This window comes from Kitasatospora sp. NPDC058046 (genome assembly GCF_042885595.1).
Classification (GTDB): Bacteria; Actinomycetota; Actinomycetes; order Streptomycetales; family Streptomycetaceae; genus Kitasatospora.
Genome location: NZ_JBHVRS010000001.1, coordinates 228,719 through 254,132, shown reverse-complemented (window position 1 = coordinate 254,132; position 25,414 = coordinate 228,719). Strand labels below are relative to the sequence as shown.

General features: G+C 74.6%; 21 protein-coding genes. 14 read left to right on the top strand and 7 right to left on the bottom strand.

Annotated features, from left to right (window positions below):
• Positions 1 to 51 precede the first annotated feature (51 nt).
• Positions 52 to 417 (top strand): Rv2175c family DNA-binding protein, encoded by a 366-nt coding sequence (locus ACFVU7_RS01175; RefSeq protein WP_049651935.1) that lies wholly within the window; start codon positions 52 to 54, stop codon positions 415 to 417.
• Positions 417 to 1,070, top strand: a complete 654-nt coding sequence (thiE, locus tag ACFVU7_RS01170; protein ID WP_049651934.1) for a thiamine phosphate synthase — start codon at positions 417 to 419, stop codon at positions 1,068 to 1,070. The genes ACFVU7_RS01175 and thiE overlap by 1 nt, the downstream gene beginning before the upstream one ends.
• Positions 1,071 to 1,137: 67 nt before the next feature.
• On the opposite strand, the gene ACFVU7_RS01165 is transcribed toward thiE, so the two are convergent.
• Entirely contained in the window at positions 1,138 to 2,316 is a 1,179-nt protein-coding gene (locus tag ACFVU7_RS01165; protein WP_387819650.1) for a polyprenyl synthetase family protein, read from the bottom strand.
• 197 nt (positions 2,317 to 2,513) lie between these two features.
• On the opposite strand from ACFVU7_RS01165, the gene metF reads away from it, so the two are divergent.
• Positions 2,514 to 3,428 carry a methylenetetrahydrofolate reductase [NAD(P)H] gene (metF, locus tag ACFVU7_RS01160; RefSeq protein WP_049651933.1) on the top strand — a complete coding sequence of 305 codons (915 nt, stop codon included), beginning with the start codon at positions 2,514 to 2,516 and terminating at the stop codon, positions 3,426 to 3,428.
• Between the two features lie 205 nt (positions 3,429 to 3,633).
• Positions 3,634 to 4,533 carry a hypothetical protein gene (locus tag ACFVU7_RS01155; protein WP_074000906.1) on the top strand — a complete coding sequence of 300 codons (900 nt, stop codon included), beginning with the start codon at positions 3,634 to 3,636 and terminating at the stop codon, positions 4,531 to 4,533.
• Between the two features lie 27 nt (positions 4,534 to 4,560).
• Here the strand turns inward: ACFVU7_RS01155 and ACFVU7_RS01150 are convergent, their stop codons facing one another.
• Together ACFVU7_RS01150 and ACFVU7_RS01145 are read right to left on the bottom strand one after the other, a co-directional pair.
• Complete coding sequence (locus tag ACFVU7_RS01150) at positions 4,561 to 6,078, bottom strand: phytoene desaturase family protein (protein WP_388043663.1); 1,518 nt, start codon at positions 6,076 to 6,078, stop codon at positions 4,561 to 4,563.
• Between the two features lie 23 nt (positions 6,079 to 6,101).
• Entirely contained in the window at positions 6,102 to 6,704 is a 603-nt protein-coding gene (locus ACFVU7_RS01145) for a DUF4126 domain-containing protein (RefSeq protein WP_380777779.1), read from the bottom strand.
• Positions 6,705 to 7,320: 616 nt separating this feature from the next.
• Here ACFVU7_RS01145 and ACFVU7_RS01140 point away from each other — a divergent pair.
• From ACFVU7_RS01140 to ACFVU7_RS01130, 3 genes are all read left to right on the top strand, one after another.
• Positions 7,321 to 7,911 (top strand): SAV_6107 family HEPN domain-containing protein, encoded by a 591-nt coding sequence (locus tag ACFVU7_RS01140; protein ID WP_074000909.1) that lies wholly within the window; start codon positions 7,321 to 7,323, stop codon positions 7,909 to 7,911.
• A gap of 29 nt (positions 7,912 to 7,940) precedes the next feature.
• Positions 7,941 to 8,693 (top strand): methyltransferase domain-containing protein, encoded by a 753-nt coding sequence (locus ACFVU7_RS01135; protein WP_049651928.1) that lies wholly within the window; start codon positions 7,941 to 7,943, stop codon positions 8,691 to 8,693.
• Between the two features lie 492 nt (positions 8,694 to 9,185).
• Positions 9,186 to 9,575: a DUF3040 domain-containing protein gene (locus ACFVU7_RS01130; protein WP_074000911.1), complete on the top strand. Its 390-nt coding sequence runs from the start codon at positions 9,186 to 9,188 to the stop codon at positions 9,573 to 9,575.
• 86 nt (positions 9,576 to 9,661) lie between these two features.
• Here ACFVU7_RS01130 and ACFVU7_RS01125 read toward each other — a convergent pair whose 3' ends face one another.
• The 4 genes from ACFVU7_RS01125 to ACFVU7_RS01110 form a co-directional block, all read right to left on the bottom strand.
• Complete coding sequence (locus ACFVU7_RS01125) at positions 9,662 to 12,091, bottom strand: DUF3488 and DUF4129 domain-containing transglutaminase family protein (protein WP_388043661.1); 2,430 nt, start codon at positions 12,089 to 12,091, stop codon at positions 9,662 to 9,664.
• Positions 12,088 to 13,407 carry a DUF58 domain-containing protein gene (locus ACFVU7_RS01120; protein ID WP_049651925.1) on the bottom strand — a complete coding sequence of 440 codons (1,320 nt, stop codon included), beginning with the start codon at positions 13,405 to 13,407 and terminating at the stop codon, positions 12,088 to 12,090. The genes ACFVU7_RS01125 and ACFVU7_RS01120 overlap by 4 nt, the downstream gene beginning before the upstream one ends.
• A 1-nt stretch (position 13,408) precedes the next feature.
• Entirely contained in the window at positions 13,409 to 14,353 is a 945-nt protein-coding gene (locus tag ACFVU7_RS01115; RefSeq protein WP_107086444.1) for a MoxR family ATPase, read from the bottom strand.
• Positions 14,354 to 14,713: 360 nt separating this feature from the next.
• Positions 14,714 to 15,256, bottom strand: a complete 543-nt coding sequence (locus ACFVU7_RS01110; RefSeq protein ID WP_049651923.1) for a carbonic anhydrase — start codon at positions 15,254 to 15,256, stop codon at positions 14,714 to 14,716.
• Between the two features lie 537 nt (positions 15,257 to 15,793).
• Between ACFVU7_RS01110 and rsmH the strand changes: the two genes are divergently transcribed.
• The 7 genes from rsmH to murD all read left to right on the top strand — a co-directional run bounded on the left by rsmH (position 15,794) and on the right by murD (position 25,338).
• Positions 15,794 to 16,768, top strand: a complete 975-nt coding sequence (gene rsmH, locus ACFVU7_RS01105; RefSeq protein ID WP_049651922.1) for a 16S rRNA (cytosine(1402)-N(4))-methyltransferase RsmH — start codon at positions 15,794 to 15,796, stop codon at positions 16,766 to 16,768.
• A gap of 156 nt (positions 16,769 to 16,924) precedes the next feature.
• Positions 16,925 to 17,452 carry a hypothetical protein gene (locus ACFVU7_RS01100; RefSeq protein WP_380741661.1) on the top strand — a complete coding sequence of 176 codons (528 nt, stop codon included), beginning with the start codon at positions 16,925 to 16,927 and terminating at the stop codon, positions 17,450 to 17,452.
• Positions 17,453 to 17,516: 64 nt separating this feature from the next.
• Positions 17,517 to 19,763, top strand: a complete 2,247-nt coding sequence (locus tag ACFVU7_RS01095; protein WP_388043659.1) for a penicillin-binding transpeptidase domain-containing protein — start codon at positions 17,517 to 17,519, stop codon at positions 19,761 to 19,763.
• A gap of 94 nt (positions 19,764 to 19,857) precedes the next feature.
• The gene (locus ACFVU7_RS01090; protein ID WP_049658287.1) at positions 19,858 to 21,423 is read left to right on the top strand and encodes a UDP-N-acetylmuramoyl-L-alanyl-D-glutamate--2,6-diaminopimelate ligase; all 1,566 of its coding nucleotides are present in this window, start codon (positions 19,858 to 19,860) and stop codon (positions 21,421 to 21,423) included.
• On the top strand, positions 21,420 to 22,823 hold the full coding sequence (gene murF, locus ACFVU7_RS01085; protein ID WP_049658289.1) for a UDP-N-acetylmuramoyl-tripeptide--D-alanyl-D-alanine ligase: 1,404 nt from the start codon (positions 21,420 to 21,422) through the stop codon (positions 22,821 to 22,823). The genes ACFVU7_RS01090 and murF overlap by 4 nt, the downstream gene beginning before the upstream one ends.
• The gene (gene mraY, locus ACFVU7_RS01080) at positions 22,823 to 23,884 is read left to right on the top strand and encodes a phospho-N-acetylmuramoyl-pentapeptide-transferase (RefSeq protein WP_074000913.1); all 1,062 of its coding nucleotides are present in this window, start codon (positions 22,823 to 22,825) and stop codon (positions 23,882 to 23,884) included. The genes murF and mraY overlap by 1 nt, the downstream gene beginning before the upstream one ends.
• A complete protein-coding gene (murD, locus tag ACFVU7_RS01075) occupies positions 23,881 to 25,338 on the top strand; it encodes a UDP-N-acetylmuramoyl-L-alanine--D-glutamate ligase (protein ID WP_117487435.1) in 1,458 nt (485 codons plus the stop codon). Before mraY ends, murD begins: the two co-directional genes overlap by 4 nt.
• The last annotated feature ends 76 nt before the right edge of the window (positions 25,339 to 25,414 follow it).

Genomic DNA, 25,414 nt, shown 5'->3' with positions numbered 1-25,414 from the left:
CGCGGGGCAGGTCTGGTGCGCGGTGGGCCGCGGAGGTGGCAGTCTGGTGGCGTGAGTGAGATCGAAAGCAAGATTGAATCCCTGGTCACCGACTGGATGTACCTGCCCGACATCTCGGAGCAGTGGGGGGTCCGGGTCACCGAGGTGCGTGACCTGGTCAAGAACGGCGGCCTGATCGCCGTCCGGCGCGGCCCCAACAAGTCGCTGCAGGTCCCGGCCGCGTTCATCGACGGCCCGGGCCTGGTCAAGCACCTGTCCGGCACCCTGACCGTCCTGCGGGACTGCGGGTACAACGACGCGGAGATCCTGGAGTGGCTCTTCACCGAGGACCCGTCGCTGCCCGGCAGCCCGATCCAGGCGCTGCGGGAGAACCGCGGCACCGAGGTGAAGCGCCGCGCCCAGGCGATGCTGATCTGATGGCGGCGGACACGCCGCGCGCCGGGCTCGCCGACGCCCGGCTGTACCTGTGCACCGACGCCCGCCGGGAGCAGGGCGACCTCGCCGAGTTCCTGGACGCGGCGCTGGCGGGCGGGGTGGACATCGTCCAGCTGCGCGACAAGGGCCTGGAGGCCAGGCAGGAGCTGGAGGCCCTGGAGGTCTTCGCCGACGCCTGCCGCCGGCACGGCAAGCTGCTGGCCGTCAACGACCGCGCCGACGTCGCCCACGCGGCCCGGCCGGACGTGCTGCACCTCGGCCAGGACGACCTGCCGGTGCCGGCCGCCCGGGCGATCCTCGGCGAGGACGTGCTGATCGGCCGCTCCTGCCACGCCGAGTCCGAGGTGGACGCGGCGATCGCCGAGCCCGGCGTGGACTACTTCTGCACCGGCCCGGTCTGGCCGACCCCGACCAAGCCGGGCCGCCCGGCCCCGGGCCTCGGCCTGGTCTCGTACGCGGCGAAGCAGGACACCGACCGGCCGTGGTTCGCGATCGGCGGGATCGACCTCGGCAACCTGGACGAGGTGCTCGCCGCCGGTGCCCGCCGGGTCGTCGTGGTGCGGGCCATCACGGCCGCGGCGGACCCCCGGGCGGCCGCCGCCGAGCTGTCCCGCCGGGTGCGCGCCGCGCTCTGAGCGGCGTCCCGGGTCTCGGTGGGACCCCGCAGGACCGGCCCGGGGCCGTCGCCGCCCGTCAGTGCGTTCAGTACTTGCGGACGGTGGCGGCCTCGGCCAGTGCCAGCAGCACCGTACGGGCCCGCTCGTCGGCGAGCGGCGCCGCCTCCAGCGCGGCCAGCGACTGCCGCATCAGCTCCTCGATCCGGCGCTCCACCAGCTCCGGCGCCCCGCTGCGGGCGACCAGCCCGCGCAGTTCGGCGACCTCCGGGGCCGCCAGGTCCGGCGCGCCCAGCCGCTCGTCCAGGTGCCGGGCGTCGGCGGCCGGCAGGCCCCGCATCGCGTGCGCGACCAGCAGGGTGCGCTTGCCCTCGCGCAGGTCGTCCCCGGCCGGCTTGCCGGTGACCGCCGGGTCCCCGAAGACGCCGAGCAGGTCGTCGCGCAGCTGGAAGGCCTCGCCCAGCGGCAGCCCGAACGCCCCGTACGCCTCGACCAGCTCCGGCCCGGCGCCGGCCAGCAGCGCGCCCACCTGGAGCGGTCGCTCGATGGTGTACTTCGCGGACTTGTAGTGCAGGACGGTCTGCGCCCGCTCCAGCGCGCCCTCGTCCGTCGAGTCGCCGGCCACCGGCTCCAGCACGTCCAGGTACTGGCCGAGCATGACCTCGGTGCGCATCAGGTCGAACACCGGCTTGGCGGCGAGCACGGCGGCGGGCTCCAGGCCGGAGCGCAGGAACAGCTCGTCGCACCAGATCAGCAGCAGGTCGCCGAGCAGCACCGCAGCCGAGGCGCCGTACTGCTCGCGGTCGCCGCGCCAGCCGCTGTCACGGTGCAGCGCCTCGAAGCGGCGGTGGACCGAGGGCAGGCCGCGGCGGGTGTCGCTGCGGTCCATCAGGTCGTCGTGGACGAGGGCGCTGGCCTGGAGCAGCTCCAGGGCGGCGGCCGCGTTGGCGATCGCCTCGCCGGTCGCGCCCGCGGCCGGGCCGCCGGCGCCGCGCCAGCCCCAGTAGCAGAAGCCCGGGCGCAGCCGCTTGCCGCCGTCCAGCAGGAAGTCGCGCAGCGCGTCGGCGGCGGGGGCCAGCTGGGGCGAGATCTTGTCGAGGAGCACGGACTGGCCGTCCATGAACGCGGCGAGCGCCGCGTTGACACGGGTGCGGACGTCCTCCACGTCCATGGGGTTGGCCGCACTGCCGGCCGCGTTGCCGGTCGCACTGGTGGCCGCACTGAGGGCCGAACCGGGGCTGGCCGGCCGGGTGCTGGACGAGGTCACGATGGGGCTCCGCTGGTTCTCTGGGGTGCAGCAAGCGTAGCGGTGCGGCCGGGAACGGCTGTGCGAGCGGCTCGGCCCGGGGTGCGGGGGAGGGGCGGCGGAGCCGTTCCGGGGCGAAACGGAACGTCTTCCATCAGTTGTCTCAATAGATGGAATACGGTTGTCCGGCCCCTTCGAACGCCGGATAGCCTGCCAGCATGGCACTCGGAATCGCTTCCACGAGAACGGATCGCGCACTGACGGTGCGCGAACTCCTGGCGGCCGGCAAGCGCTCCTTCTCCTTCGAATTCATGCCGCCCCGCACCGAGGCCGGCGAGCAGAAGCTCTGGGACGCCATCCGCCGGCTCGAACCGCTCGACCCCAACTTCGTCTGCATGACGTACGGCGCCGGCGGCTCCTCGCGCGAGCGCACCGTCAACATGGTCGGCCGGATCGCCACCGAGACCACCCTGACCCCGGTCGCCCACCTCACCGCGGTGGACCACTCGATCGCGGAGCTGCGCAACATCATCGGCCAGTACGCCGACCAGGGCGTGCGCAACGTCCTCGCGGTCCGGGGCGACCCGCCCGGCGACCCGATGGGCGAGTGGGTCAAGCACCCCGAGGGCGTCACCTACGCGTACGAGCTGGTGGAGCTGATCAAGGGGATCGGCGACTTCTGCGTCGGCGTCGCGGCCTCCCCGAACATGCACCCGCGCTCGACCGACTGGGACGAGGACATCCGGCACTTCGTGGCGAAGATCCGCTCCGGGGCCGACTACGCGATCACCCAGATGTTCTTCGAGGTGGACGACTACCTGCGGCTGCGCGACCGGGTGGCGGCCGCCGGCTGCGAGACGCCGATCATCCCGGAGATCATGCCGGTCACCAACGCCAAGCAGCTGGAGCGCTTCCCGCAGCTCAGCGGCTCGGCCTTCCCCGTCGACCTGGAGGCCCGTCTGCGGGCGGCCATCGACGACCCGGCGGCGCTGCGGGCCATCGGCATGGAGCACGCCACCGCGATGGCCGAGCGCCTGCTCGCCGAGGGCGCGCCGGGTCTGCACTTCATCACGCTGAACCACTCGACGGCGACGCTGGAGATCTACCAGAACCTGGGACTGCACCAGCGCTGAGCGGGCGCTGCGGGGGCCTGCTCCCGCCGCGCCGACGCCGGGTGTTCACGAGCCCGTCACCGTACCGACGGTGGCGGGCTCGGTCGTGTGCGGCCGGTGCCCGGGCGGCGGGAACGCGATGCGGTACCCCGGCCGTTGAACCGGTACAGTCGCCGCACACGCGCGGCGCACACGCGCGGGTACGCGACTGGAGGTAGCGGGGCGGATGGGCATCGGATACCTGCTGCTGTACGTCGCGTTGGCGGTGGTGGCGCTCTGGCTGGTCGCGGAGGTGCTGCTGCAGAACCGGGCACCGCTGCACTGGCGGGTCCTGGCCCTGGCCGGCTTCCTGGGCGTGGCCGCCGGGATGGTCCTCGGCTCGGTCGTGGTGATCGGGGCCGGCGCCGCGCTGTTCGCGGTCGGACAGGCCTTCGTCACCCTCTCGGTCAAGCGCGGCCACCAGACCGGCTGGTCCCTGCGGAAGCCCGACGGCAGCCTGCCCGGCCCGCTCGCCAAGGTGCCGCTGCTCGGCGCCCTCACCGGCGGCGCCGCCGCGGTGGCGGCCGCCGCGGTCGCCCGCAGGCGGGTCGGCGAGGTCAGCCCCGTCGAGGAGACCCCGGCCCCCGCGCCGTTGCCCACCCCGCTGCCCTCCCCGGTGCCCGACGAGGTGCCGGAGGTCGAGCAGACCGCCGCCTTCGAGATGCAGGAGCTCGCCCAGGACGGCGTCTACGCCCCCGGGTACTACGAGCAGCAGCAGCCGCAGGTCCAGCAGCAGCCCCAGGACCCGTACGCCCCCGCCTACCAGGCCGGCTACGACCAGCAGCAGTGGCAGACCCAGCAGCAGCCCGCCTACGCCTACGACCAGCAGCAGACCTACGGCGGCTACCCCCAGCAGCAGCCCGACCCGTACGGCGGCTACCCGCAGCAGCAGCACCAGCAGCAGGACCCGTACGCGGGCTACCAGCAGCAGCCGCAGCACCAGCAGGCCTGGGACCAGACCGCCCAGCAGCAGCCCCAGCAGTGGCAGCCCCAGCCCGACCCGCACACCCAGGGCATCCCGCAGCAGCCGATGTACGACCAGAACCACGGCTACCAGCAGCAGAACACCTGGCACCAGCAGGGCTGACCCGCCCTGACCGGCCCGACCGGGCCGTTACGCCGGGCCGATCAGGCCGGCGGTGATGCAGGCCGACATGCCGACGCGGGCGAGGCCGCCGCCGGGGTGGGCGTTGCCGCCGATCAGGTAGAGGCCGGGGACGGGGGACTCGTTGGCGGCCTTCAGCCAGGAGCCCGCGGAGCCGGCCAGGGCCGGGCGGGCGACCGCGCCGAACAGCGCGCCGGTCTCCCGGCGGGTGTCCTCCGGGGTGCGCACGACCCGCCACAGGATCCGCTCGCGCAGGCCCAGGCCGGCCGCGTCCACGTGGGCGAGCAGCCGGTCGGCGTAGCGGTCGGCGAACCCGGGGACGGTCCAGTCGACCTCGTCCTGGGCCGGGACGGTCGCGGTCAGCACCACGCTCTCGTGGTCGTCGTCGGGCCGCAGCGCCGGGTCGTCCGGGCGCAGCACCTGGACGGTGGGGCGCTCGCAGGGCGGCGCCGAGAGCGTCAGGGCGTTCGCCTCGGCGGCGGGGTCGGCCGCGTGGACGACCGTGCGGTGCGGGGTGCCCTCGGGCCGGGGGCCGCGCAGGGCGAGCAGCACGCTGAAGCGGCCGGGCACCTCCACCGGCTCCCACTCCCCGGGCGGCAGCCCCGGCCACTCGGCCAGGCCGTGGCGGTAGAAGGCATCGGTGTCCATCGCGGAGACCACCAGGTCCGCGTCGATCCGGCCGTCCGCCGTCTCGACCCCGGTCGCCCGGCCGCCCTCGACGACCACCCGGGTGACCGGGGTGTCGAAGCGGAACGCGACCTTGCGCAGCTCGCAGCGCCGGTACACCGCGTCCGCGAGGGCCCGCAGCCCGCCCCGGACGTACCAGACGCCGAAGGACTGCTCCATGTACGGCAGGACGGTGGCCCCGGCGGGTGCCATGGCCGAGGTGAAGCCGTACCGCAGCGCGGGCTCGCACAGCAGGGCGGTCAGGCCGGGGTGGCCGTCGAGCTCGCGCGCGGCCACGTGCTCCAGGGACCACGGCCGCGCGCGGCGCAGCCGGGCCAGGCCGGTGCGCGGCGGGACGGGGTACGGGTCGGTGCCCACCAGGGCCCGGTCGGCCGGGGACAGGACGCCGCGCTCGGCCGGCAGCGGCTCCTCCAGCAGCGGGCGGCGGGTGGCCTCCCAGACCGTCCGGCCGTGGTTCATCACCGCGCTCCAGCGGGCGCCGGAGCCGGCCCCGAAGGCGGCGTCCAGCGCCTGGCTGACGCCGCCGCGGGAGGCGTTCGGCAGGGTGACGGCGGTGCCGTCGGGGAACAGGTGCCGGCTCTCCGGGTCGACCGGGGCCAGCTCGACCAGCTGCTCCAGGGGCTCCTTGCCGGTCTTCAGCGCGAGGTCGCGGTAGACCGCCGGGAGGGTGAGCAGGCCGGGCCCGGTGTCGAAGGCGAAGCCCTCGCGCTCGTACCGCCCGACCATGCCCCCGTAGGTGCCGCCCGCCTCGCAGACCGTCACCCGGTGGCCGAGGGTCGCCAGCCGGGAGGCCGCCGCGAGCCCGCTCATTCCTGCGCCGATGACGACGATCTTTGCCATGGCACCTGATCCTAGGACCAGTCTCAGGCGCTCCCCGCCGCCGCCCGGGCGGCCCGGCGTTCGCGGCGGCGGGCCCGGAAGGCGCGGATCCGGCTGACCGCCAGCCAGACCAGCAGCAGCCCGGCGGCCAGGACCACGGCGGCGACCGAGGCGGCCAGCCAGGGGTGGAAGATCGCCAGGGTGATCAGGCCGGCCACCGAGAGGTCCTCGGCCATGCTGACCACGATGTTGCTGGCCGGCTCCGGGGAGGTGTTGACGGCCATCCGCAGCGAGGCCTTCACCAGGTGGCTGACCAGCGCCGAGGTGCCGCCCATCGCGCCGGCCGCGACCTCGCTCAGCGAGCCGGGGTCGTTGCCCGCGATCAGCACGCCGACGGTGGCGCCGGCGACCGGCCGGATCACCGTGTGCACGACGTCCCAGACGCTGTCCACGTACGGGATCTTGTCGGCCACCGCCTCCAGCGCGAACAGCACCGCGGCCACGACCAGCACGTCGGTGCGCTCCAGCGCCTGCGGCACCGAGTCCGCGTCGGCGAACCTGCCCAGCAGGCCGAGCAGCAGCACCACCGCGTAGGCGTTGATGCCGCTGGCCAGTCCGCTGGTGAAGATCAGCGGCAGGACCGTCATCGCGTCCCCCTCCTCGTCATCGCGTCCCCTGGTCGTCCGGTGGGCCGGTACCGCCCGGCCCCGCCGTACCGTACCCGGCACCCGGGACGCCGTGGACGCACCCGCCGGTTCCGGCGGCCAGCCGGACCGGGACGGGCCGGGGCGCACTGAGTACAAATACTCAGATCCGCGGTTGAGTACGTCAGCGGATGGCCCCCGACCTGCGGAGACGGGAGAGTGGTGGCACCCGGGAGGGCGGCGCGTCGGGCGCCGGGCCCGCCCGGGCGGCGGATCCGTCCGTCCCCCGGCCGAACCGGCCCGGGGAGGCGGCGGACGGACCGCCACGGGGCTGGTCACGGTCCCCGCACCGCCGACACGGGGCGGCGGAGCGGGCCGGGGGGAGACCGGCCGCGAGGGGGGAGCTCGCCACCGCCGACCACGGGGGAGCGGCGGAGCGACGGCACGGCGGCGGCGCGGAACCGGGGGAGGACCGCGCCCGCCGCCGCTACGCCTTTTCCGGACGCCCTTCCGGAGCCGCCCGGGGCGCGCCCGGCCCGGCCGGATTGTCAGTGGTGCCGTTCACGATGGAGGGGCACGGACCACCCGGTCCGCGCGCTGCCTCGGAACGGGGGAGACCATGACCGTCAGCCGTCCTGAGCCCGTCACCGCCCGCCTCCACTCCGCCGCCCCGCCGCAGCTCCCGGGCCCGTCCGCCGGGCGCCCCGCCGGAGCCGACGTCCACCCCGTGCTGCGCCGGGTCGCCGCGCCGCCGGCCGCCCTCGACCTGCTCGCCGACGCCCACCGCACCCTCACCCGTGCCCGCGCCCTGGAGGACCCGCTGGAGCGCTACGCCACCGCCCACCTGGCCGCGCTGCGCACGGTGGCGGCCGTCCTGGCGGTGCGCGGCCGCCCGGAGAAGAGCCCGCGCCGGCGCAAGGCCATCCGCAGCGCCTGGGAGGTGCTGCCCGAGGTGGCCCCGGAGCTCGCCGAGTGGGCGGTCTACTACGGTGCCGGCGCCCGCCGCCGGGCCGCCGCCGAGGCCGGGATCAGGGGCGCCGCCTCGGCCCGCGACGCCGACGACCTGGTCCGCAACTCCGCCCTCTTCCTGCGTCTGGTCGAGCGCCTGCTCGGCCTGCACGCCGCGCCGCCCCCGCCCCGGCTCCCGTCGGACGGCGTCGTGGGCCCGGCAAGGATCCCTGGGACAGGCTCTAAGGTGGAGGCAACCTGATCGAACTGCACGTGCCAAGGAGTCCCACCTTGTACCCGACGCGTCCCCGCAGTGCCCTGCGTACCGCCGTGGTGTGGGAGGTGGTCCGGGCGGCCCTGGAGAAGCGGTCGGCCGAGCTGGACCAGCCGGTGCTCGACGTGGTCGACACCGGCGGCGGCACCGGGAACTTCGCGGTGCCGGTCGCCAAGCTCGGCCACCGCGTCACCGTGGTCGACCCGAGCCCGGACGCCCTGTTCGCCCTGGAGCGCCGGGCCGCCGAGGCCGGTGTGACGGACCTGGTGCGCGCCGTCCAGGGCGACACCCAGACCCTGCCCGAGCTGGTCGCCCCCGGCAGTGTGGACGCGGTGCTCTGCCACGGCGTGCTGGAGGTCGTGGACGACCCGGCCGAGGCGCTCGGCAGCCTGGCGGGCGCCCTGCGCAAGGGCGGCGTGGTCAGCCTGCTGGCGGCCAACCGCAACGGCGCCGTGCTGGCCCGCGCGCTGGCCGGCCACTTCACCGAGGCCCGCACCGTGCTGTCCGCCGCCGACGGCCGCTGGGGCGAGCAGGACCCGATGCCGCGCCGCTTCACCGGCGAGGAGCTGGGCCGGCTGGCCGAGGCCGCGGGCCTGCGGGTGCAGTCGGTGCACGGCGTACGGGTCTTCTCCGACCTCGTCCCCGGCGTGCTGGTGGACACCGAGCCGGGCGCGCTGGACGCGCTGCTGAAGCTGGAGGAGGCCGCCGCCGCGCAGCCCGCCTTCCACGCCGTGGCGACCCAGCTGCACCTGCTGGCCACCCTGGCCTGAGGCGCCCCTCCCGGCCCGCGCGCCCCTTCACGCGCGCCTCCGCCGTCGTACGGTTTTTTTTGCCCGCCGTACGGCGGTGGTTCGCGCCCCGGAGGCCCGCCCGTTCCCGCGCCGTGACCCCTCGGTGGCCCGCCCGTTTCCGGGCCCGGCGGCGGCCGGGCGGCACCGCCCGGCGGCAAACCTCCCCAGGTCCGGGACGATTCCATCCGATCGGGCACTTGTCCGGGGCGTGGCGCGTTGACTCCGATGCGGCCGTCCCCGCTCGAAGTGGCCCGTCCCACGCGGCGCAGACCACCCCGTAACGGGCCCACGGACCGTATGATCTGGGTAAAGCCGGAAAGCATGACAGCCGGACGCGTGGGGCATATGGACGACACGGGCCGGGTCCCCCGCACGGGCGTCCGACCGTGTGCCCCAAGGCTGATTGGACTTGCCTCCCCGACCGGGGTGGGCGGACCGGTCGCACCCGCGACCGACGAGTAGGAGGACTCCGTGCCGCTCTCGGAGCACGAGCAGCGACTGCTCGACCAGATGGAGCGAGCGCTGTATGCCGAAGATCCCAAATTCGCGTCTGCGCTTGAGGGAACCGGGCTGCGCACCTACACCCGTCGGCGGGTCTACCTGGCCGTCGCCGGCTTCGTGGTGGGCATCGGTCTGCTGATGGGCGGCATGGTCGTACCGGATCAGATCTGGGTCAGCGTCGTGGGCTTCCTGGTGATGCTCGGGTGCGCGGTGTTCGCCGTGACCGGTTGGCGCCGCGGTCCCGCGGGCCAGGGCGCCGGAGCCCGTCCGGCCGCCGCCCCGCGCCGCAAGGCCGGGATGATGGACCGGGTGGAGCAGCGCTGGCAGCGCCGCCGGGACGAGCAGACCGGCGGGTTCTGAGCCGCTCGGCCGATACGTACGAAGCCGGGGCGGGCCGTCGATCGACTGCCCGCCCCGGCTTCGTGTCCGGAAGGGAAACCCCCGGGTCAGGACTCCGGGGTGGACCCCTTGCCCCGGGTGAGGACCCGCCGCACCGGCGCGGAGACGGCCTCGACCGCCCGGCCGACCGCGGCACCGGCCGTCGCCCGGGCCGCCCGCGCCGCGTCGGAGATCCGCCACCACAGCTGCGCCGAGGACGGCGGCAGCAGCAGCGCCCTGGTCCGTCCGGCCCGGCCGGCGGCCGCCCGCAGCCCGCGCCGAACGGTGCGGACGTCGGCGGCCAGCGGTTCGGTGACGGGCTGCCCGGGCGGGGCGTAGAGCACCCGCTCGGTGGCCAGCGCCAGTCGGCCGGTGGCCGCCGCCGAATCCGCGTCCAGGTGGGCCTTCTCGGTGATCCGGTGGGCCGCCGAGCGCGGGGTGCGTGACTCGTCCGGGGGAATTCCGAGGTCCCAGGCGGAGTCGACCAGCTCGTCCCAGGCGGCCAGCACCTGGGCGTCGGTCAGCTCCGCCGCTCCGCTCCCGCCGGGCCCGCGCCGCCCGCCGCCGCCCAGCCGGCGTCGGCGTACGGCCGCGCGCCAGACCATCGGGACGAGCAGCAGGGCGATCAGCGCGAGCACCGCGGCCAGGGTGCCGAGCACCTGGCCGGAGAGCAGCCAGGACTCCTCGGCGGTCTTGGCGACGGCCTTGTCCTTGGAACCGCACTCGCCGAGCTGGCGCTGCTTGGCGGTGCAGTCCGAGCCGGAGCTCGGCAGCGGGGCGGCCGAGGCGGTCTGCGGGGCGGCGGTCGCCTGCTGGGTCGGCGCGGTGGTCGGGGCGGTGGACGCCTCGGTGTAGCGGGTCGGGACGCCGCGGCTCGGGGTCGGCTCGAAGCGCAGCCAGCCGTAGCCCGTGAAGTACAGCTCGGGCCAGGCGTGGTACATCCGGCCGGTCACCGAGTAGACGTTGCCGCCCTTGCTGTCGCCGGGGGTGAAGCCGACGGCCACCCGGGCCGGGATCTTCAGCTCCCGGGCCATCGCCGCCATGGTGGAGGCGAAGTGCACGCAGAAGCCCCGGCGGTCGCGCAGGAAGACGGCGATGGCGTTGCTGCCGGTGCCGCCGTTGACGGCGGTGTCGTACGTGAAGCCCGGCCCGGTGAACCAGTTGACCAGCGCCGTCGCCCGGTCGAAGTCGTTCTTCGCGCCGGCGGTGACGGCCTTGGCCTGCTCGGCGACGACCGGCGGCAGGTCGGTCGGGAGGGCGGTGTAGCGCTCCCTGATGTCCGACGGCGCGGTGCCCGCGAGGCGCAGCTCGTTGGCGGTGGGCCGCACGTCCAGGGCGGTGACGTGGTAGCTCAGGCCGCGGATCGCCTTGTCGCTGGTCGGCAGGACGGTACGGGTCAGCGGGTCGAGCTTCCAGGCGCTCCGGTCGGGGAGCTGGACGGAGGCGGCCGGGTAGGGCATCGGCAGCCAGCTCCCCCCCAGCCGCTCGTCGACCTTGAAGTCGCCCTCGAACCGGGCCACCTGGGGATCGCGCAGGCCCTCGGGGGCGGGCAGGGCCGCCGGGAGGTCCTGGACGGTGGTGCTGCCGAGCCGCCAGTTGACGCCGTCGAACTGGTCGAGCGAGCCGGTCCGCAGGTAGACCTGGTCGGCCAGCGGGGTGTCCAGGGTGTAGCTGAGCAGCTCCGCGTCGGTCGGCTTGGAGATCGCGGCCTCCAGGCTGACCAGCGGGTCGAGGCTGGTCGACAGGCTCCCGCCGACGCCCTTGCCGCCCGATCCGCCGGAGCCGGAGTTCAGCAGCCCGAAGCTCCAGTGCGGCAGGACCACCGGCAGCAGCAGTGCCACCGCCAGGGCCAGCACGCCGACCTGCCGGCCGCCCGGGCTGACCCGGCCGGACTCCACCGAGCCGCGCGCACCGCCGTAGAACACCCGGCCCCAGCGGGAGACCCGGTCCTGGCCCTCGGCGAACAGCAGCAGCAGGTAGCCGGCCGCGGCGACGGCGAACCAGACCCAGCTGCCGTGCTCCCCGGCCAGGCCGTTGCCGACCGAGTACAGCGCCAGCAGCGGCAGCCCGGCCAGCGCCGAGCGCCGGTAGGTCACCGCGACGGTGTCCACCGCGACGGCGATCAGCCCGATCGCCGAGACCAGGATCAGCCGCAGTCCGGCGGTGGGCGGAGCCGGGATGGCGTACTGCTGTATGTCGTCCAGGCCGGTGGTGAAGACCTGGTCCAGGACCCGCAGCGCGGACGGGCCGGGCAGCATCCCGCCCTCGCCGGCGAAGCCGAGCAGCAGCAGGAGGAGCAGGACCAGCAACTGCCCGAGCGGCACCGTCCAGCGGTACACCGGGGCGCGGCGCAGGCCCGCGCCGGCCGCGGCGACCACGGCGATCACCAGGAGGGCGTGGGTGAGCCAGCTGCGGGTGGTGAGCAGCGGCATCATGCACAGCGCGGCGAGGGCGGTGGCCAGCGCCGAGTACGCGGTCAGTTTGGCCCGGGTGGTCACGCGCCGGCCTCTTCTCGGTAGGGGGCGGTCGTCCGGCTGCCGTCGGCGGCCCGCCACAGGTCCGGTACGGAGTCCCCGGCCCGTACCGGGATCACCGTCCAGCCGGCTTCGCGCAGCTGCTGGACCCGGGCCCGGAAGTCGTCGCCGCCGGTGTCCGGGGCGAGCATCCGCAGGCCGGCCCAGGTGCCGGTGTCCAGCAGGAAGGCGATCGCCCCGCCGGCGCGGCTGCGCAGCCGGCCCAGCCGGGTGGCCTGGGCGTCGTCCAGCTCGCCGAGGACGGCGACCAGCAGGCCCTCGCCGCCGGCGCGCAGCGGGTCCTCGGCGCGGGACAGGGTGCCGCCGTCGGACAGGTCGGCGACCGCGAGGGCGTCCAGGACCAGCCCGGAGGTGTCGGCGCCGCTGTGGCTGCCGCCCGCGCCCGGCCCGGGCACCGACAGCCCGGTGTCGGTGAGCAGCCGGGTCTGGTAGCCGCGCTCCAGCAGGTGCACGGCGACCGAGGCGGCGCAGCCGACCGCCCACTCGAAGGAGGAGGCGGGGCCGCTGCCCCGGTGGGCGATCTCCCGGGTGTCCAGCACGACGGTGGCCCGGGCCTGCTGCGGCTGCTCCTCGCGGCGCACCATCAGCTCGCCGTACCGGGCGGTGGAGCGCCAGTGCACCCGGCGCAGGTCGTCGCCGGGCCGGTACTCGCGCAGGATCACGTCGTCGTCGCCGGCCAGCGCCAGGGTGCGGCTGTGGCTCTCGCCCTGGCCGATCCACTCGCCGCTGAGCCGTACCGACGGCAGCGCCTGGACCTGGGGGACGACGGTGAGGACGTCGGAGGCGGTGAAGGCGCGGGTCACCTCGCACATCCCGAACGGGTCGGCCAGCCGCAGCTGGAGCGGCCCGAGCGGGTAGCGGCCGCGCAGGTCGGAGCGGACCCGGTAGGAGACCTCGCGGTGGCCGCGCGGCTCGACCCGGTCCAGCACGAAGCGCGGGCGCGGCCCGAGCACGTACGGGACCTTGTCCTCCAGCAGCAGCACCCCGGTGGGCACCCGGGAGACGTTGTCGACCCGCAGGTGGACCCGGGCCTCCTGGCCGGCGACCGCCCGGCGCGGGCTGAGCCGGCGTCCGCTGGCCACCCGGTAGCGGGTGTTGGCGACGACCACCACGGCGACCAGCGGCAGCGCGGCGAGCAGGACGCCGACGCGCAGCAGGGCGTCCTGGTCGAGCAGGTAGGAGCAGGCCACCGCGGTGACCCCGGCGGCGAGGAAGGACCGCCCCCGGGTGGTGAGACCGCGGAACCCGGCCCGCAGTCCCGATGATTCGGACTGGGCCACCTCAGCCCCTCCGGACGGCCGGGCCGCCCTGCGGGCGCGGCAGCGGCAGCCGGGCGACCAGGTCGGCCACGATCTGCTCGGAGGTGCGGCGGCTGAGCTGGGTCTCGGCGGTCGGCATCAGACGGTGCGCCAGGACCGGGACGGCGAGGCGCTGGATGTCGTCGGGGGTGACGTAGTCGCGCCCGTCCAGCGCGGCGGCGGCGCGGGCGGCCCGGACCAGGTGCAGGGTCGCGCGGGGCGAGGCGCCCAGGCGCAGCTCGGGGCTGGTGCGGGTGGCGCCGACCAGGTCGACGGCGTAGCGGCGGACCGGGTCGGCGATGTGCACGGTGCGGACCAGGTCGATCAGCTTGAGGATGTCGGAGGCGTGCGCGACCGGCTGGAGGTCCTCCAGCGGGCTGGCGCCGGCGTGGGTGTCGAGCATCGCGAGCTCGGCCTCGGGGCTGGGGTAGCCGATCGAGATCCGGGCCATGAAGCGGTCGCGCTGGGCCTCCGGCAGGGGGTACGTGCCCTCCATCTCGACCGGGTTCTGGGTGGCCACGACCATGAACGGCGAGGGCAGTTCGTAGCTGGTGCCGTCGATGGTGACCTGGCGCTCCTCCATGGACTCCAGCAGCGCCGACTGGGTCTTCGGCGAGGCGCGGTTGATCTCGTCGCCGACCACGACCTGGGCGAAGATCGCGCCCGGGCGGAACTCGAAGTCGTGCCGCTGCTGGTCGTAGATGTTGGTGCCGGTGACGTCCGAGGGCAGCAGGTCGGGCGTGAACTGGATGCGGCGCACGGTGCAGTCGAGCGAGCGGGCGAGCGCCTTGGCCAGCATGGTCTTGCCGACGCCGGGCACGTCCTCCAGCAGCAGGTGGCCCTCGGCGAGCAGGACGGTCAGGGCGATCCGGACGGCCTCCGGCTTGCCCTCGATCACGCTCTCGACGTTGCCGCGCACGCGGTCCACGACCGCGGCGAGTTCGGGGAGCCCGGTCTGCCGGAACCCGCCCGCCCGCTGCGGTTCGCCCCCCGCGGGACTGCCGAGTCCGGCCTGATCCTTGTAGCTCGTCACCCGTATACGCTCCCTGGCACCCTGTGCCCGCCCCGTCCCGAGGCCGGACCCCACCCCATGCTTGACGCGGCCGTCCCGGGGGCGGTTCCGAACGAGGAGCCGGCGGCCGGGAAGGCGGCCTGCGGCCTGGCCGCCCCAGGTGGTTCGGGGTCCGACCGGCAGGCGCATTCTCCCCCGCGGGATGGCCAGAAGTCACCATTCGGCGGTGCCCGAATGCCCGGACACCGTCGGCCGGGCAGGGTCGGGGCGGGTCGCTCAGTCGATCTCGCGGAGCAGGCCGGTGTGGACGTCGAAGACGAAGCCGCGGACGTCGTCGGTGTGCGGCAGGAAGGGAGAGGTGCGGACGCGCTGCATGGACTGGCGGACGTCGCCGTCCAGGTCGACGAAGGCCTCCACCGCCCACTGCGGGCGCTGGCCGACCTCCAGCTCCAGCTCGCGGCGGAAGTCCTCGGTCAGCCCGAGCAGGCCGCAGCCGGTGTGGTGGATCAGCGCGATCGAGCGGGTGCCGAGGGCGCGCTGGCTGATGGTCAGGGACCGGATGGTGTCGTCGGTGACGACGCCGCCGGCGTTGCGGATGACGTGGGCGTCGCCGAGTTCGAGGCCGAGCGCGGCGAACAGGTCGAGTCGGGCGTCCATGCAGGCGACCACGGCGATCTTCTGCACCGGGCGGGCGTCCATGCCGCCGTCCCGGAAGGTCACCGCGTAGGCGCGGTTGGCCGTGACGAAGCGGTCGATGACGGTGGGTCTGGCAGGGTCGGCAGCGGCGTTCGGCGAGGGCCGGTCGGGTGTCACTGTCATGGGGGCGACGTTAGTGCGGATCGGGCCCGCGCGGTGGGGCCGGGAGCTACAGAACGGCGGGCCGTGATCGGGTGCATCGCCACAACGGGAGCTGCTCCCGGAGCGGCCGCCGCCGACCCCGCACGCGGGGCGGCCAGGGGGCGCGCGCCCGCCGCCGAAGGCCCCCGATCCGGACCGCCGCCGGTCCGCCCCGAGGGCCGCGACCTGCGGTGATCCGTACCGCCGCCCGGGTGGTGCGCCGGAGCGGGCCATTGACTGGCAGGGGCCGCGCGATAGAGTTTGCGGCGCAGTGGAGCACACCCGCCGGGGCCCGTCAACGGGGCTTCCCCGGCCGGTGCGGCCCGGTCGAAGCGGCCCGTGGCCTCCTCCCGCTCCGTGCCCACCTGGCGCACCTTCCCCGGCGCCGGGCGGTCACGACCTTCCCCTCGAGCGGGCGGGGACCACGGGCCGCTTCGTCGTGCCGGGGCACGGTGGGCGAGAATGGTCGCAGCTCCCGGACGTCGGGCTGCTCCGCACCGAGGAAGGGCGCCACCGCGCATGACCACCAACGAACCGGGCCCCAAGCACGTTCCGGTGATGCTCCAGCGGTGCATGGACGCGCTCGCACCGGCGATCTCGCGCCCCGGGGCCGTCGTGGTGGACGCCACCCTCGGCCTCGGCGGGCACAGCGAGGCGCTGCTGACCCAGTTCCCGGAGGTGCGGCTGGTCGCGGTGGACCGCGACCCGGCGGCGCTGAAGCTGTCCGGCGAGCGGCTGGCCCCCTTCGGCGACCGGGCGACCCTGGTGCACGCCGTCTACGACGAGATCCCCGAGGTGCTGGAGCGCCTGGACATCGACCGGGTCGACGGCGTCCTGTTCGACCTCGGCGTCTCCTCGATGCAGCTGGACGAGGCGGACCGCGGCTTCGCGTACGCGCAGGACGCGCCGCTGGACATGCGGATGGACCAGACCCGGGGGATCAGCGCGGCGGAGGTGCTGAACACCTACGGCCACGGCGACCTGGCCCGCATCCTCAAGGTGTACGGCGAGGAGCGGTTCGCCGGGAAGATCGCCTCGGCGATCCTGCGGGAGCGGGAGAAGGAACCGTTCACCAACAGCGCGCGTCTGGTCGAGTTGGTGCGGAACGCCATTCCGGCGGCGACCCGTCGGACCGGCGGGAACCCGGCCAAGCGGACGTTCCAGGCGCTGCGGATCGAGGTCAACGGCGAGCTGGAGGTCCTGGACCGGGCGATCCCGGGGGCGCTGGACGTCCTCGCGATCGGCGGCCGGATCGTGGTGATGTCCTACCAGTCGCTGGAGGACCGGCTCGTCAAGCAGTACCTGGCCGCCGGTGCGACCAACACCGCTCCGCCGGGGCTGCCGTTCATCCCGGAGGAGCACCAGCCCTGGCTCAAACTGATCACTCGCGGTGCCGAGCTGGCCACCGAGGAGGAGATCGAGGAGAACCGGCGCGCCGCGCCCGTACGGCTGCGGGTGGCGGAGAGGATCAGGGACCGAAGCAAGCGGGGCTGACGAACCGGCCCGGCGGGGTCCGAAGGGCGGAGGAAAGCGGTGGGGCCGGTGGCCGGTGAGGTCCGGGCGGGGCGGGGAGGACTCCCCGGGCAGGGCAGGGCGCGGATCACGGTCCGGCCGGGCAGGCGTCCGGTACGGAGGCGCACACCGTTCGCGGTGCTCGTCGTGGTGCTGCTGGCGGCCGGGCTGCTCGGCCTGCTCGCGCTGAACACCGCACTCAACGAGGGCTCCTTCGAGCTGTCCCGACTGCAGAAGCAGACCACCGTGGCGACCGACGAACAGCAGAGCCTCCAGCACGAGATCGACCAGAGCTCGGCCCCGGACGCGCTCGCCAGGCGCGCCGCCGAGCTGGGCATGGTCCCGGCCGGCGGGATGGCCTTCCTGGACGTCCCGAACGGCGGCAAGGTGGTCGGCACCCCCGGCCCGGCGCAGGACAGCCCGCCGGTCAAGCGCTCCACGGCCGAGCCGTGGCCGACCAGGACCCCCTCCGGTGCCGCCCAGCCGAGCGCGGCCCAGCCCGCCGCCGGGCCGTCACCGGCCGCGCCGCAGCCGGGCGGTGCCCCCTCGCCGGCCGCGCCGCCGCCCGCACCGGCCCCGGCGACGTCCGCCGGCGACTCGGTGATCCAGCTCAACCCGGTCTCGCCCGCCGCGGCCGCGAAGCCGAACGGAGGCGCGGGCCGATGAGCCAGTGGACCGTCAGAAGGGGTGACGGGCGCGAGGCGCCCGGCGAGCGCGGCGAGGTGGCCGCATGAGCACTCCACGTCAGCCGGGCGGGACCGGCGGTTCCGGCAGCGGCAACGGCCGCCGTCCGGTGCCCCGGGGCACCGCGCCGCGCGCGCAGTCCGCCGCCGGCCGCGGTCAGCCCGCCAAGGCCCAGCCCGCCAAGGGGCAGCCGGCCAGGAGCCAGCCCGCCAAGGCCCAGCCCGCCCGCAGCCAGCCCGCGAAGGGCCAGCCCGCGCGCAGCCAGTCGGCCAAGGCCCAGCCCGCCAAGTCGGCCTCCGCCGGCCGTACCCCGCGGGCGCCGCAGCAGCGCCGCCCCGAGGGGCGCCCGCCGGCCCGCAGCCAGGCGGCGGTGCGCCCGAAGAGCCGTCCGCCGCTGCGCCCCAAGGCGCTCAAGCTGGCCGAGCCGAAGCGCCGGCTGCGGGTGATCTCCGTGGTGCTGTCGCTGGTGTTCTCCGTCTTCGCGGGCCGCCTGGTGCAGCTCCAGCTGGTGGACGCCGACGCGCTGGCCGCCGACGCCAACACCAACCGCTACATGAACATCCCGATCACCGCCGAACGCGGCTCGATAACGTCCTCCGACGGGGTCGCGCTGGCGGCCACCGTGGACGCGTACGACATCACCGCCGACCCGGCGATGTTCACCCCGGAGGCGACCGGCATCCCGGACGCGCCGGAGCAGGCGGCCGCGCTGCTGTCGCCGATCCTCGGCGTGCCCAAGGAGAAGATCGCCACCGACCTGCACACCCCCAAGACCCGCTACAAGCGGCTCGCGGCCCAGCAGACCCCGGCCGCCAAGAAGCAGATCAGCGACCTCAAGTCGGGCCTGGAGAAGCAGGCCGGCTCGCGGGCCTGCCAGGCCCAGAAGAAGCTGCTCGGCAAGCCCGCCGACCAGGGCGGGCGCACCCGGGTGGACAACGAGTGCGCCAACCCGCTGGCCGGGGTGTTCAACCGGGAGACCCAGAAGCGGATCTACCCGGCGGACGGCCTGGCCGCCAACCTGGTCGGCTTCGTCAACGCCGAGGGCGAGGGCGCCGGCGGCCTGGAGCAGCAGTACCAGAAGCTGCTGGCCGGCAAGGACGGCCACAGCAGCTACGCCCAGTCGGGCGGGCGGCTGGTGCCCACCGCCGGGGGCTCGATGGAGCCGGCCGTACCGGGCGACGACGTGAAGCTGACCATCAACCGGGACATCCAGTGGGCCGCCCAGCGGGCGATCACCGACCAGGTGGCCAACTCCGGCGCGGAGAAGGGCTACGTGGTGGTCCAGGACGTGAAGACCGGCCAGGTCCTCGCGATGGCCACCGCGCCCGGCTTCAACCCGAACGACCTGAGCCTGGCCAAGCAGTCCCAGATGGGCAACCCGGCCCTGGTCGACGCGTACGAACCGGGCAGCACCGCCAAGCTGATGAGCCTGGCCGCGGTGCTGGACTCCGGTACGGCCAACTGGGACACCAAGGTGACCGTGCCCAACCGGCTGGTCCGGGCCGGGCAGCAGTTCAAGGACGACGTCGAGCACGGCGACTGGCACCTGACCCTGGCCGGGGTGCTCGCCAAGTCCTCCAACATCGGCACCATCGAGGCGGTCGAGACCCTCGGCGGCGGCGACCAGCTGAAGACCAACCAGGTGCTGGACGGCTACATGCGCAAGTTCGGGGTGGCCCAGCCGACCGGTCTGGGCTTCCCCGGGGAGACCTCCGGGATGCTCAAGAAGCCGGAGGACCTGGTCGCCTCGGAGAAGTACAACATCTCCTTCGGCCAGGGCCCGCTGCAGATGAACGCGCTCCAGGCCACCTCGGTCTACTCGACCATCGCCAACGGCGGGGTGCGGGTCGCGCCCAGCATCGTCCAGGGCGTCACCGACCCGAACGGCAAGTACGCCCCGAGCGCGCCGGGGGAGCAGACCCGGGTGGTCAGCCCGGAGACGGCCAAGACCCTCACCTCGATGCTGGAGTCGGTCGTCGACGACGAGCAGGGCACCGGCGGCAAGGCCGCCATCCCCGGCTACCGGGTCGCGGGCAAGACCGGCACCGCCGACCGGGGCGCCGCCGACGGCAAGGGCTACGACGGCTACACCGCCTCCTTCATCGGCTTCGCCCCCGCCGACGCCCCCCGCTACACCGTCTCCTGCACCCTCCAGGGCCCGGTCAACGGCCACTTCGGCGGCCAGCTGTGCGGCCCGGTGTTCAAGCAGGTGATGGAGTTCACCCTGAAGACCATGCAGGTCCCGCCGAGCGGCAGCCCGGCGCCGAACCTGGCCGTCGAGTGGAAGCCGTGAGCGCACGATGAGCAACGGACCGGCCGGGCCGGAGCACGGCGCGGCGGAGGGCCGGTTTGGCCCTGGACACCCTTCGGCGGATAGCCTTCCCGCCGTGCCGAAACCCGATCAAACCACCGTGAGTCCGCCCCGTCCGACCGGGACCACCGCCCTGCCGCTCGCCGAGCTGGCCGCCGAACTGGGCCTGCCGCCCGTCGAGGGCGGCGCCGTCACCGGCGTCACCCACGACTCCCGCGCGGTCCGTCCGGGCGACGTGTACGTGGCCTTCCCGGGCGCCAACCACCACGGCGCGGCGTTCGCCGGCAAGGCCGCGGAGTCCGGCGCGGTGGCGGTGCTCACCGACCCGGCCGGCGCCGAGCAGGCGGCCGCCACCGGCCTGCCGCTGCTGGTCGTCGACCGGCCGCGGGCCGTCATGGGCGAGCTGGCCGCGATCGTCTACGGCCGCCCCTCCCGGCGGCTGCTGATGATCGGGCTGACCGGCACCAACGGCAAGACCACCACCTCCTACCTGGTCGAGGGCGGCCTGCGCGGCGCCGGGCGCAGCCCGGGCGTGATCGGCACCGTCGAGATGCGGGTCGGCGAGGAGCGGATCAAGAGCGAGCGCACCACCCCCGAGGCCACCGACCTGCACGCGATCCTCGGCGTGATGGCCGAGCGCGGCGCCGACGCGGTGACCATGGAGGTCTCCAGCCACGCCCTGGTCTTCGGCCGCACCGACGGGGTCGCGTACGACGTCGCGCTGTTCAACAACCTGACCCCCGAGCACCTCGACTTCCACCCGGACATGGAGGACTACTTCCAGGCGAAGGCCCGGCTCTTCCAGCCCGGCAAGTCCCGCCACGGCGTGGTCAACCTGGACGACGAGTACGGCCGCCGGCTCGCCGCCGAGGCCAAGATCCCGGTGACCACCTTCTCCGCGACCGGCGCCGCGGCGGCCGACTGGCGGGCCGTGGACGTCCGGCTCGGGCCGGTCGGCTCCACCTTCAAGGTGCTGGGCCCGGACGGCGCCGAGGCCGAGGCCTCCGTCCCGCTGCCCGGCCCGTTCAACGTCGCCAACGCGCTCGCCGCGATCACCCTGCTGGTCGCCGCCGGCCTGCCGCTGGAGCGGGCCGTGGCCGGCGTCGCCGCCGTCCCCGGCGTGCCCGGCCGGCTGGAGCGGGTGGACGCCGGACAGCCGTTCGTCGCCGTCGTCGACTACGCGCACAAGCCGGACGCCCTGCAGGCCGTCCTCGCCTCGCTGCGCGAGGTCACCGAGGGCCGGCTGCACGTCGTGGTCGGCTGCGGCGGCGACCGCGACCCGCACAAGCGCGGCCCGATGGGCGCCATCGCCGCCCGTCTCGCCGACACCGCCCTGCTGACCAGTGACAACCCGCGCAGCGAGGACCCGCTGGCGATCCTCGCCACCATGCTGACCGGCGCCGCCGCGGTGCCCGAGGCCGAGCGCGGCGACGTCCTGGTCGTCCCCGACCGGGCCGAGGCGATCGGCCTCGCCGTCGCGCGCGCCCGGGCGGGGGACACCGTGCTGGTGGCCGGCAAGGGCCACGAGCTCGGCCAGTACGTACGAGACGAGATCCGCCCCTTCGACGACCGGGAGGTGCTGCGCGAATCCATCGCGCGGACCACGGCCGCACGGGGCGACCGAGGAGTAGAGCAGCAGTGATCGCACTGACCCTCGCCGAGGTGGCCGCCGCCGTCGGAGGCACGCTGGACGGCGCCGACCCGGACGCCCTGGTCACCGGCCCGGTCGAGGTCGACTCGCGGAAGGTGGCCCCCGGCGGCCTGTTCGCGGCCTTCGTCGGCGAGCACGTGGACGGCCACGACTACGCGGCCAAGGCGGTCGGGGACGGCGCCGTCGCGGTGCTGGCCTCCCGCCCGGTCGGCGTGCCCGCCGTCCTGGTCGACAGTGTGGTGGAGGCGCTCGGCCGGCTGGCCCGCGCCGTGGTCGCCCGCGCCGAGGGCACCGCCGTGGTCGCGCTGACCGGCTCGGCCGGCAAGACCAGCACCAAGGACCTGATCGCCCAACTGCTCCAGCGCCGCGGCGAGACCGTCTACCCGCCCGGCTCGCTCAACAACGAGATCGGCCACCCGATGACCGCGCTGCGGGTCGAGGCCGGCACCCGGCACCTGGTCATGGAGATGGGCGCCCGGCACAAGGGCGACATCGAGTACCTCACCTCGATCACCCCGCCCCGGATCGGCGTGGTGCTCAACGTCGGCACCGCCCACGTCGGCGAGTTCGGCTCCCAGGAGGCGATCGCCGAGGCCAAGGGCGAACTGGTCGAGTCGCTGCCCGCCGACGGCGCCGCGATCCTCAACGCGGACGACCGGCTGGTGCGCGCGATGGCCTCCCGTACCAGGGCGAAGGTGGTCCTGTTCGGGGAATCGCCGGACGCCCACGTCCGGGCCACCGACGTTCGCCTGGACGCCACCGGGCGGCCATCGTTCACGCTCACCACCCCGGCCGGTTCCGCGCCCGTGCAGCTGCGCCTGTACGGTGAGCACCACGTCTCGAACGCCCTCGCCGCCGCAGCGGTGGCGGTGGAGCTCGGGATGTCCGTCGACGACACCGCGGCAGCCCTGGGCGAAGCGGGTGCGCTGTCCCGCTGGCGCATGGAGGTCGTCGACCGGGCCGACGGTGTCACCGTCGTGAACGACGCCTACAACGCGAACCCCGACTCGATGCGGGCCGCGCTGCGGGCGCTCGTCTCGATGGGTGGCCGGGGCCCGGAGCGCCGCCGCACCTGGGCGGTGCTCGGCGAGATGCGGGAGCTCGGCGAGGACAGCCTGGCCGAGCACGACGCCATCGGGCGGCTCGCCGTCCGGCTGGACGTCACCAAGCTGGTGGCGGTCGGCGGACGCGAGGCGGCCTGCATGGAACTCGGCGCGAGGAACGAAGGTTCGTGGGGTGAGGAGTCGGTGCTGGTGTCCGACGCGGACGCGGCGGTCGAGCTGCTGCGCAGTCAGCTGCGGCCGGGGGACGTGGTCCTGGTGAAGGCTTCCCGTTCGGTGGGGCTGGAGAAGGTGGCCGAGGCCCTCCTGACGGACGGTGTGGCCGCCTGATGAAGCAGATCCTTTTCTCCGGGATGATCGGTCTCATCCTGTCGCTGCTCGGCACCCCCGCCCTGATCAAGGTGCTCGCGAAGCACGGCTACGGCCAGTACATCCGGGACGACGGCCCCAAGGCGCACCACAGCAAGAAGGGCACGCCCACCATGGGCGGCATCGCCTTCATCCTGGCGACCCTGATCGCGTACTTCGCCACGAAGGCGATAACGGGCGAGAGCCCGACCGCCTCCGGGCTGTTGGTGCTCTTCCTGACCGCGGGCCTCGGCCTGGTCGGCTTCCTGGACGACTACATCAAGGTGGTCAAGCGCCGCTCGCTGGGCCTGCGGGCCAAGGCGAAGCTGGCCGGCCAGTCGATCGTCGGCCTCGGGTTCGCCATCCTGGCGATGCAGTTCCCGGACGACCGCGGGCTCAACCCGGCGTCCCAGAGCCTGTCCTTCGTCCGGGACTTCAAGTGGGCGATCGGCCCCGTCCTGTTCGTCATCTTCGCGTACTTCATGATCGCCGCGATGTCGAACGGCGTGAACCTGACGGACGGTCTGGACGGCCTGGCCACCGGCGCCTCGGTGATGGTCTTCGGCGCCTACACCTTCATCGGCATCTGGGAGCACACCCAGAGCTGCGCCTACGCGATCACCGCGACCGCCAACTGCTACGACATCCGGGACCCGCTGGACCTCGCCGTCGTGGCCTCCGCCCTGATGGGCTCCTGCTTCGGCTTCCTGTGGTGGAACACCTCGCCCGCCAAGATCTTCATGGGTGACACCGGCTCGCTCGCCCTCGGCGGCGCCCTGGCCGGTCTGGCGATCTGCTCCCGCACCGAGCTGCTGCTCGCCCTGCTCGGCGGCCTCTACGTGATCATCACCCTCTCGGTGATCATCCAGGTCGGCTCCTTCCGGATGACCGGCAAGCGCGTCTTCAAGATGGCGCCGTTGCAGCACCACTTCGAACTCAAGGGCTGGACCGAGGTCCTGATCGTCGTCCGGTTCTGGATCATCCAGGGCCTGTGCGTCGCCGTCGGCCTCGGCCTGTTCTACGCGGGATGGGTGACCGGATGACCGACCCCGACCTGACCACCCCGGCCAACCCGGACTTCGCCGGCCTGCCGGTCGCCGTCGCCGGGCTCGGCGTCTCGGGCATCAGCGCCGCGCGCGTCCTGCACGGCCTCGGCGCCCGGGTCACCGTGGTGGACGGCGGCAGCGGCCCCGGCCTGGCCGCCCGGGCCGCCGAGCTGGAGGCGCTCGGCGTCACCGTGCGGCTCGGCGACGGCGCGAGCCTGCCCGAGGGCACCGAACTGATCGTCACCTCGCCCGGCTGGGCGCCGGACAGCCCGCTGTTCGCCGCCGCCGAGGCGGCCGGGGTGCCGGTCTGGGGCGACGTCGAGCTGGCCTGGCGGCTGCGCAGGCCGCTGCCCGGCACCGGCGAGCCCGCCCCCTGGCTGGCCGTCACCGGCACCAACGGCAAGACCACCACCGTCCAGATGCTCGCCTCGATCCTCACCGCCGCCGGCAAGCGCACCGCCGCCGTCGGCAACGTCGGGGTCTCGGTCCTGGACGCGGTGCTCGCCGAGGAGCCGTACGACGTGCTCGCCGTCGAGCTCTCCAGCTACCAGCTGCACTGGGCGCCCTCGCTGCGCCCGCACTCGGCCGCAGTGCTCAACCTGGCGCCCGACCACCTCGACTGGCACGGCTCGATGGAGGCGTACGCCGCCGACAAGGGCCGGATCTACGAGGGCAACACGGTCGCCTGCGTGTACAACCTGGCCGACCCGGCCACCGAGGCGCTGGTCCGCGAGGCCGACGTCGAGGAGGGCTGCCGGGCGATCGGCTTCGGCCTCGGCGCCCCCGGCCCGTCGAACCTCGGCGTGGTGGACGGGCTGCTGGTGGACCGCGCCTTCGTCGAGGACCGGGCCAAGAACGCGGCCGAGCTGGGCGCGGTGTCGGACGTGAACCCGCCGGCCCCGCACAACATCGCCAACGCGCTCGCCGCGGCGGCGCTGGCCCGGGCGTACGGCGTCGAGCCGAAGGCCGTCCGGGAGGGCCTGCGGGCCTTCCGCCCGGACGCCCACCGGATCGCCGAGGTCGGCGTGGTCCGCGAGGTCACGTACATCGACGACTCCAAGGCCACCAACACCCACGCGGCGGCCGCCTCGCTGGCCGCCTACCGGCCGATCGTCTGGATCGCCGGGGGCCTGGCCAAGGGCGCGACCTTCGACGACCTGGTGCAGGGCGCGGCCGAGCGGCTGCGCGCCGTGGTGCTGATCGGCCAGGACCGGGCGGTGATCCGGGAGGCGCTGGAGCGACACGCTCCGGATGTGCCGGTGATCGAGGCGGCCGAGGGCCAGACTGGCGCGGTGGCGATGGCCGAGGTCGTTCGAACGGCCGCGTCGCTCGCCCGATCGGGTGACACGGTGCTGCTGGCGCCGGCCTGCGCCTCGATGGACATGTTCACCAACTACGGCGAGCGCGGCGACCTCTTCGCGGCGTCCGTCCGGGAGCTGGCGGGCGAGTAGTCAGGCGGGTGGACGGGCCGGCGCGGGCGCGTCGGACGGAGAGAGTGAGCGGGGAGCGGTGGCGGGGCAGGGCAGA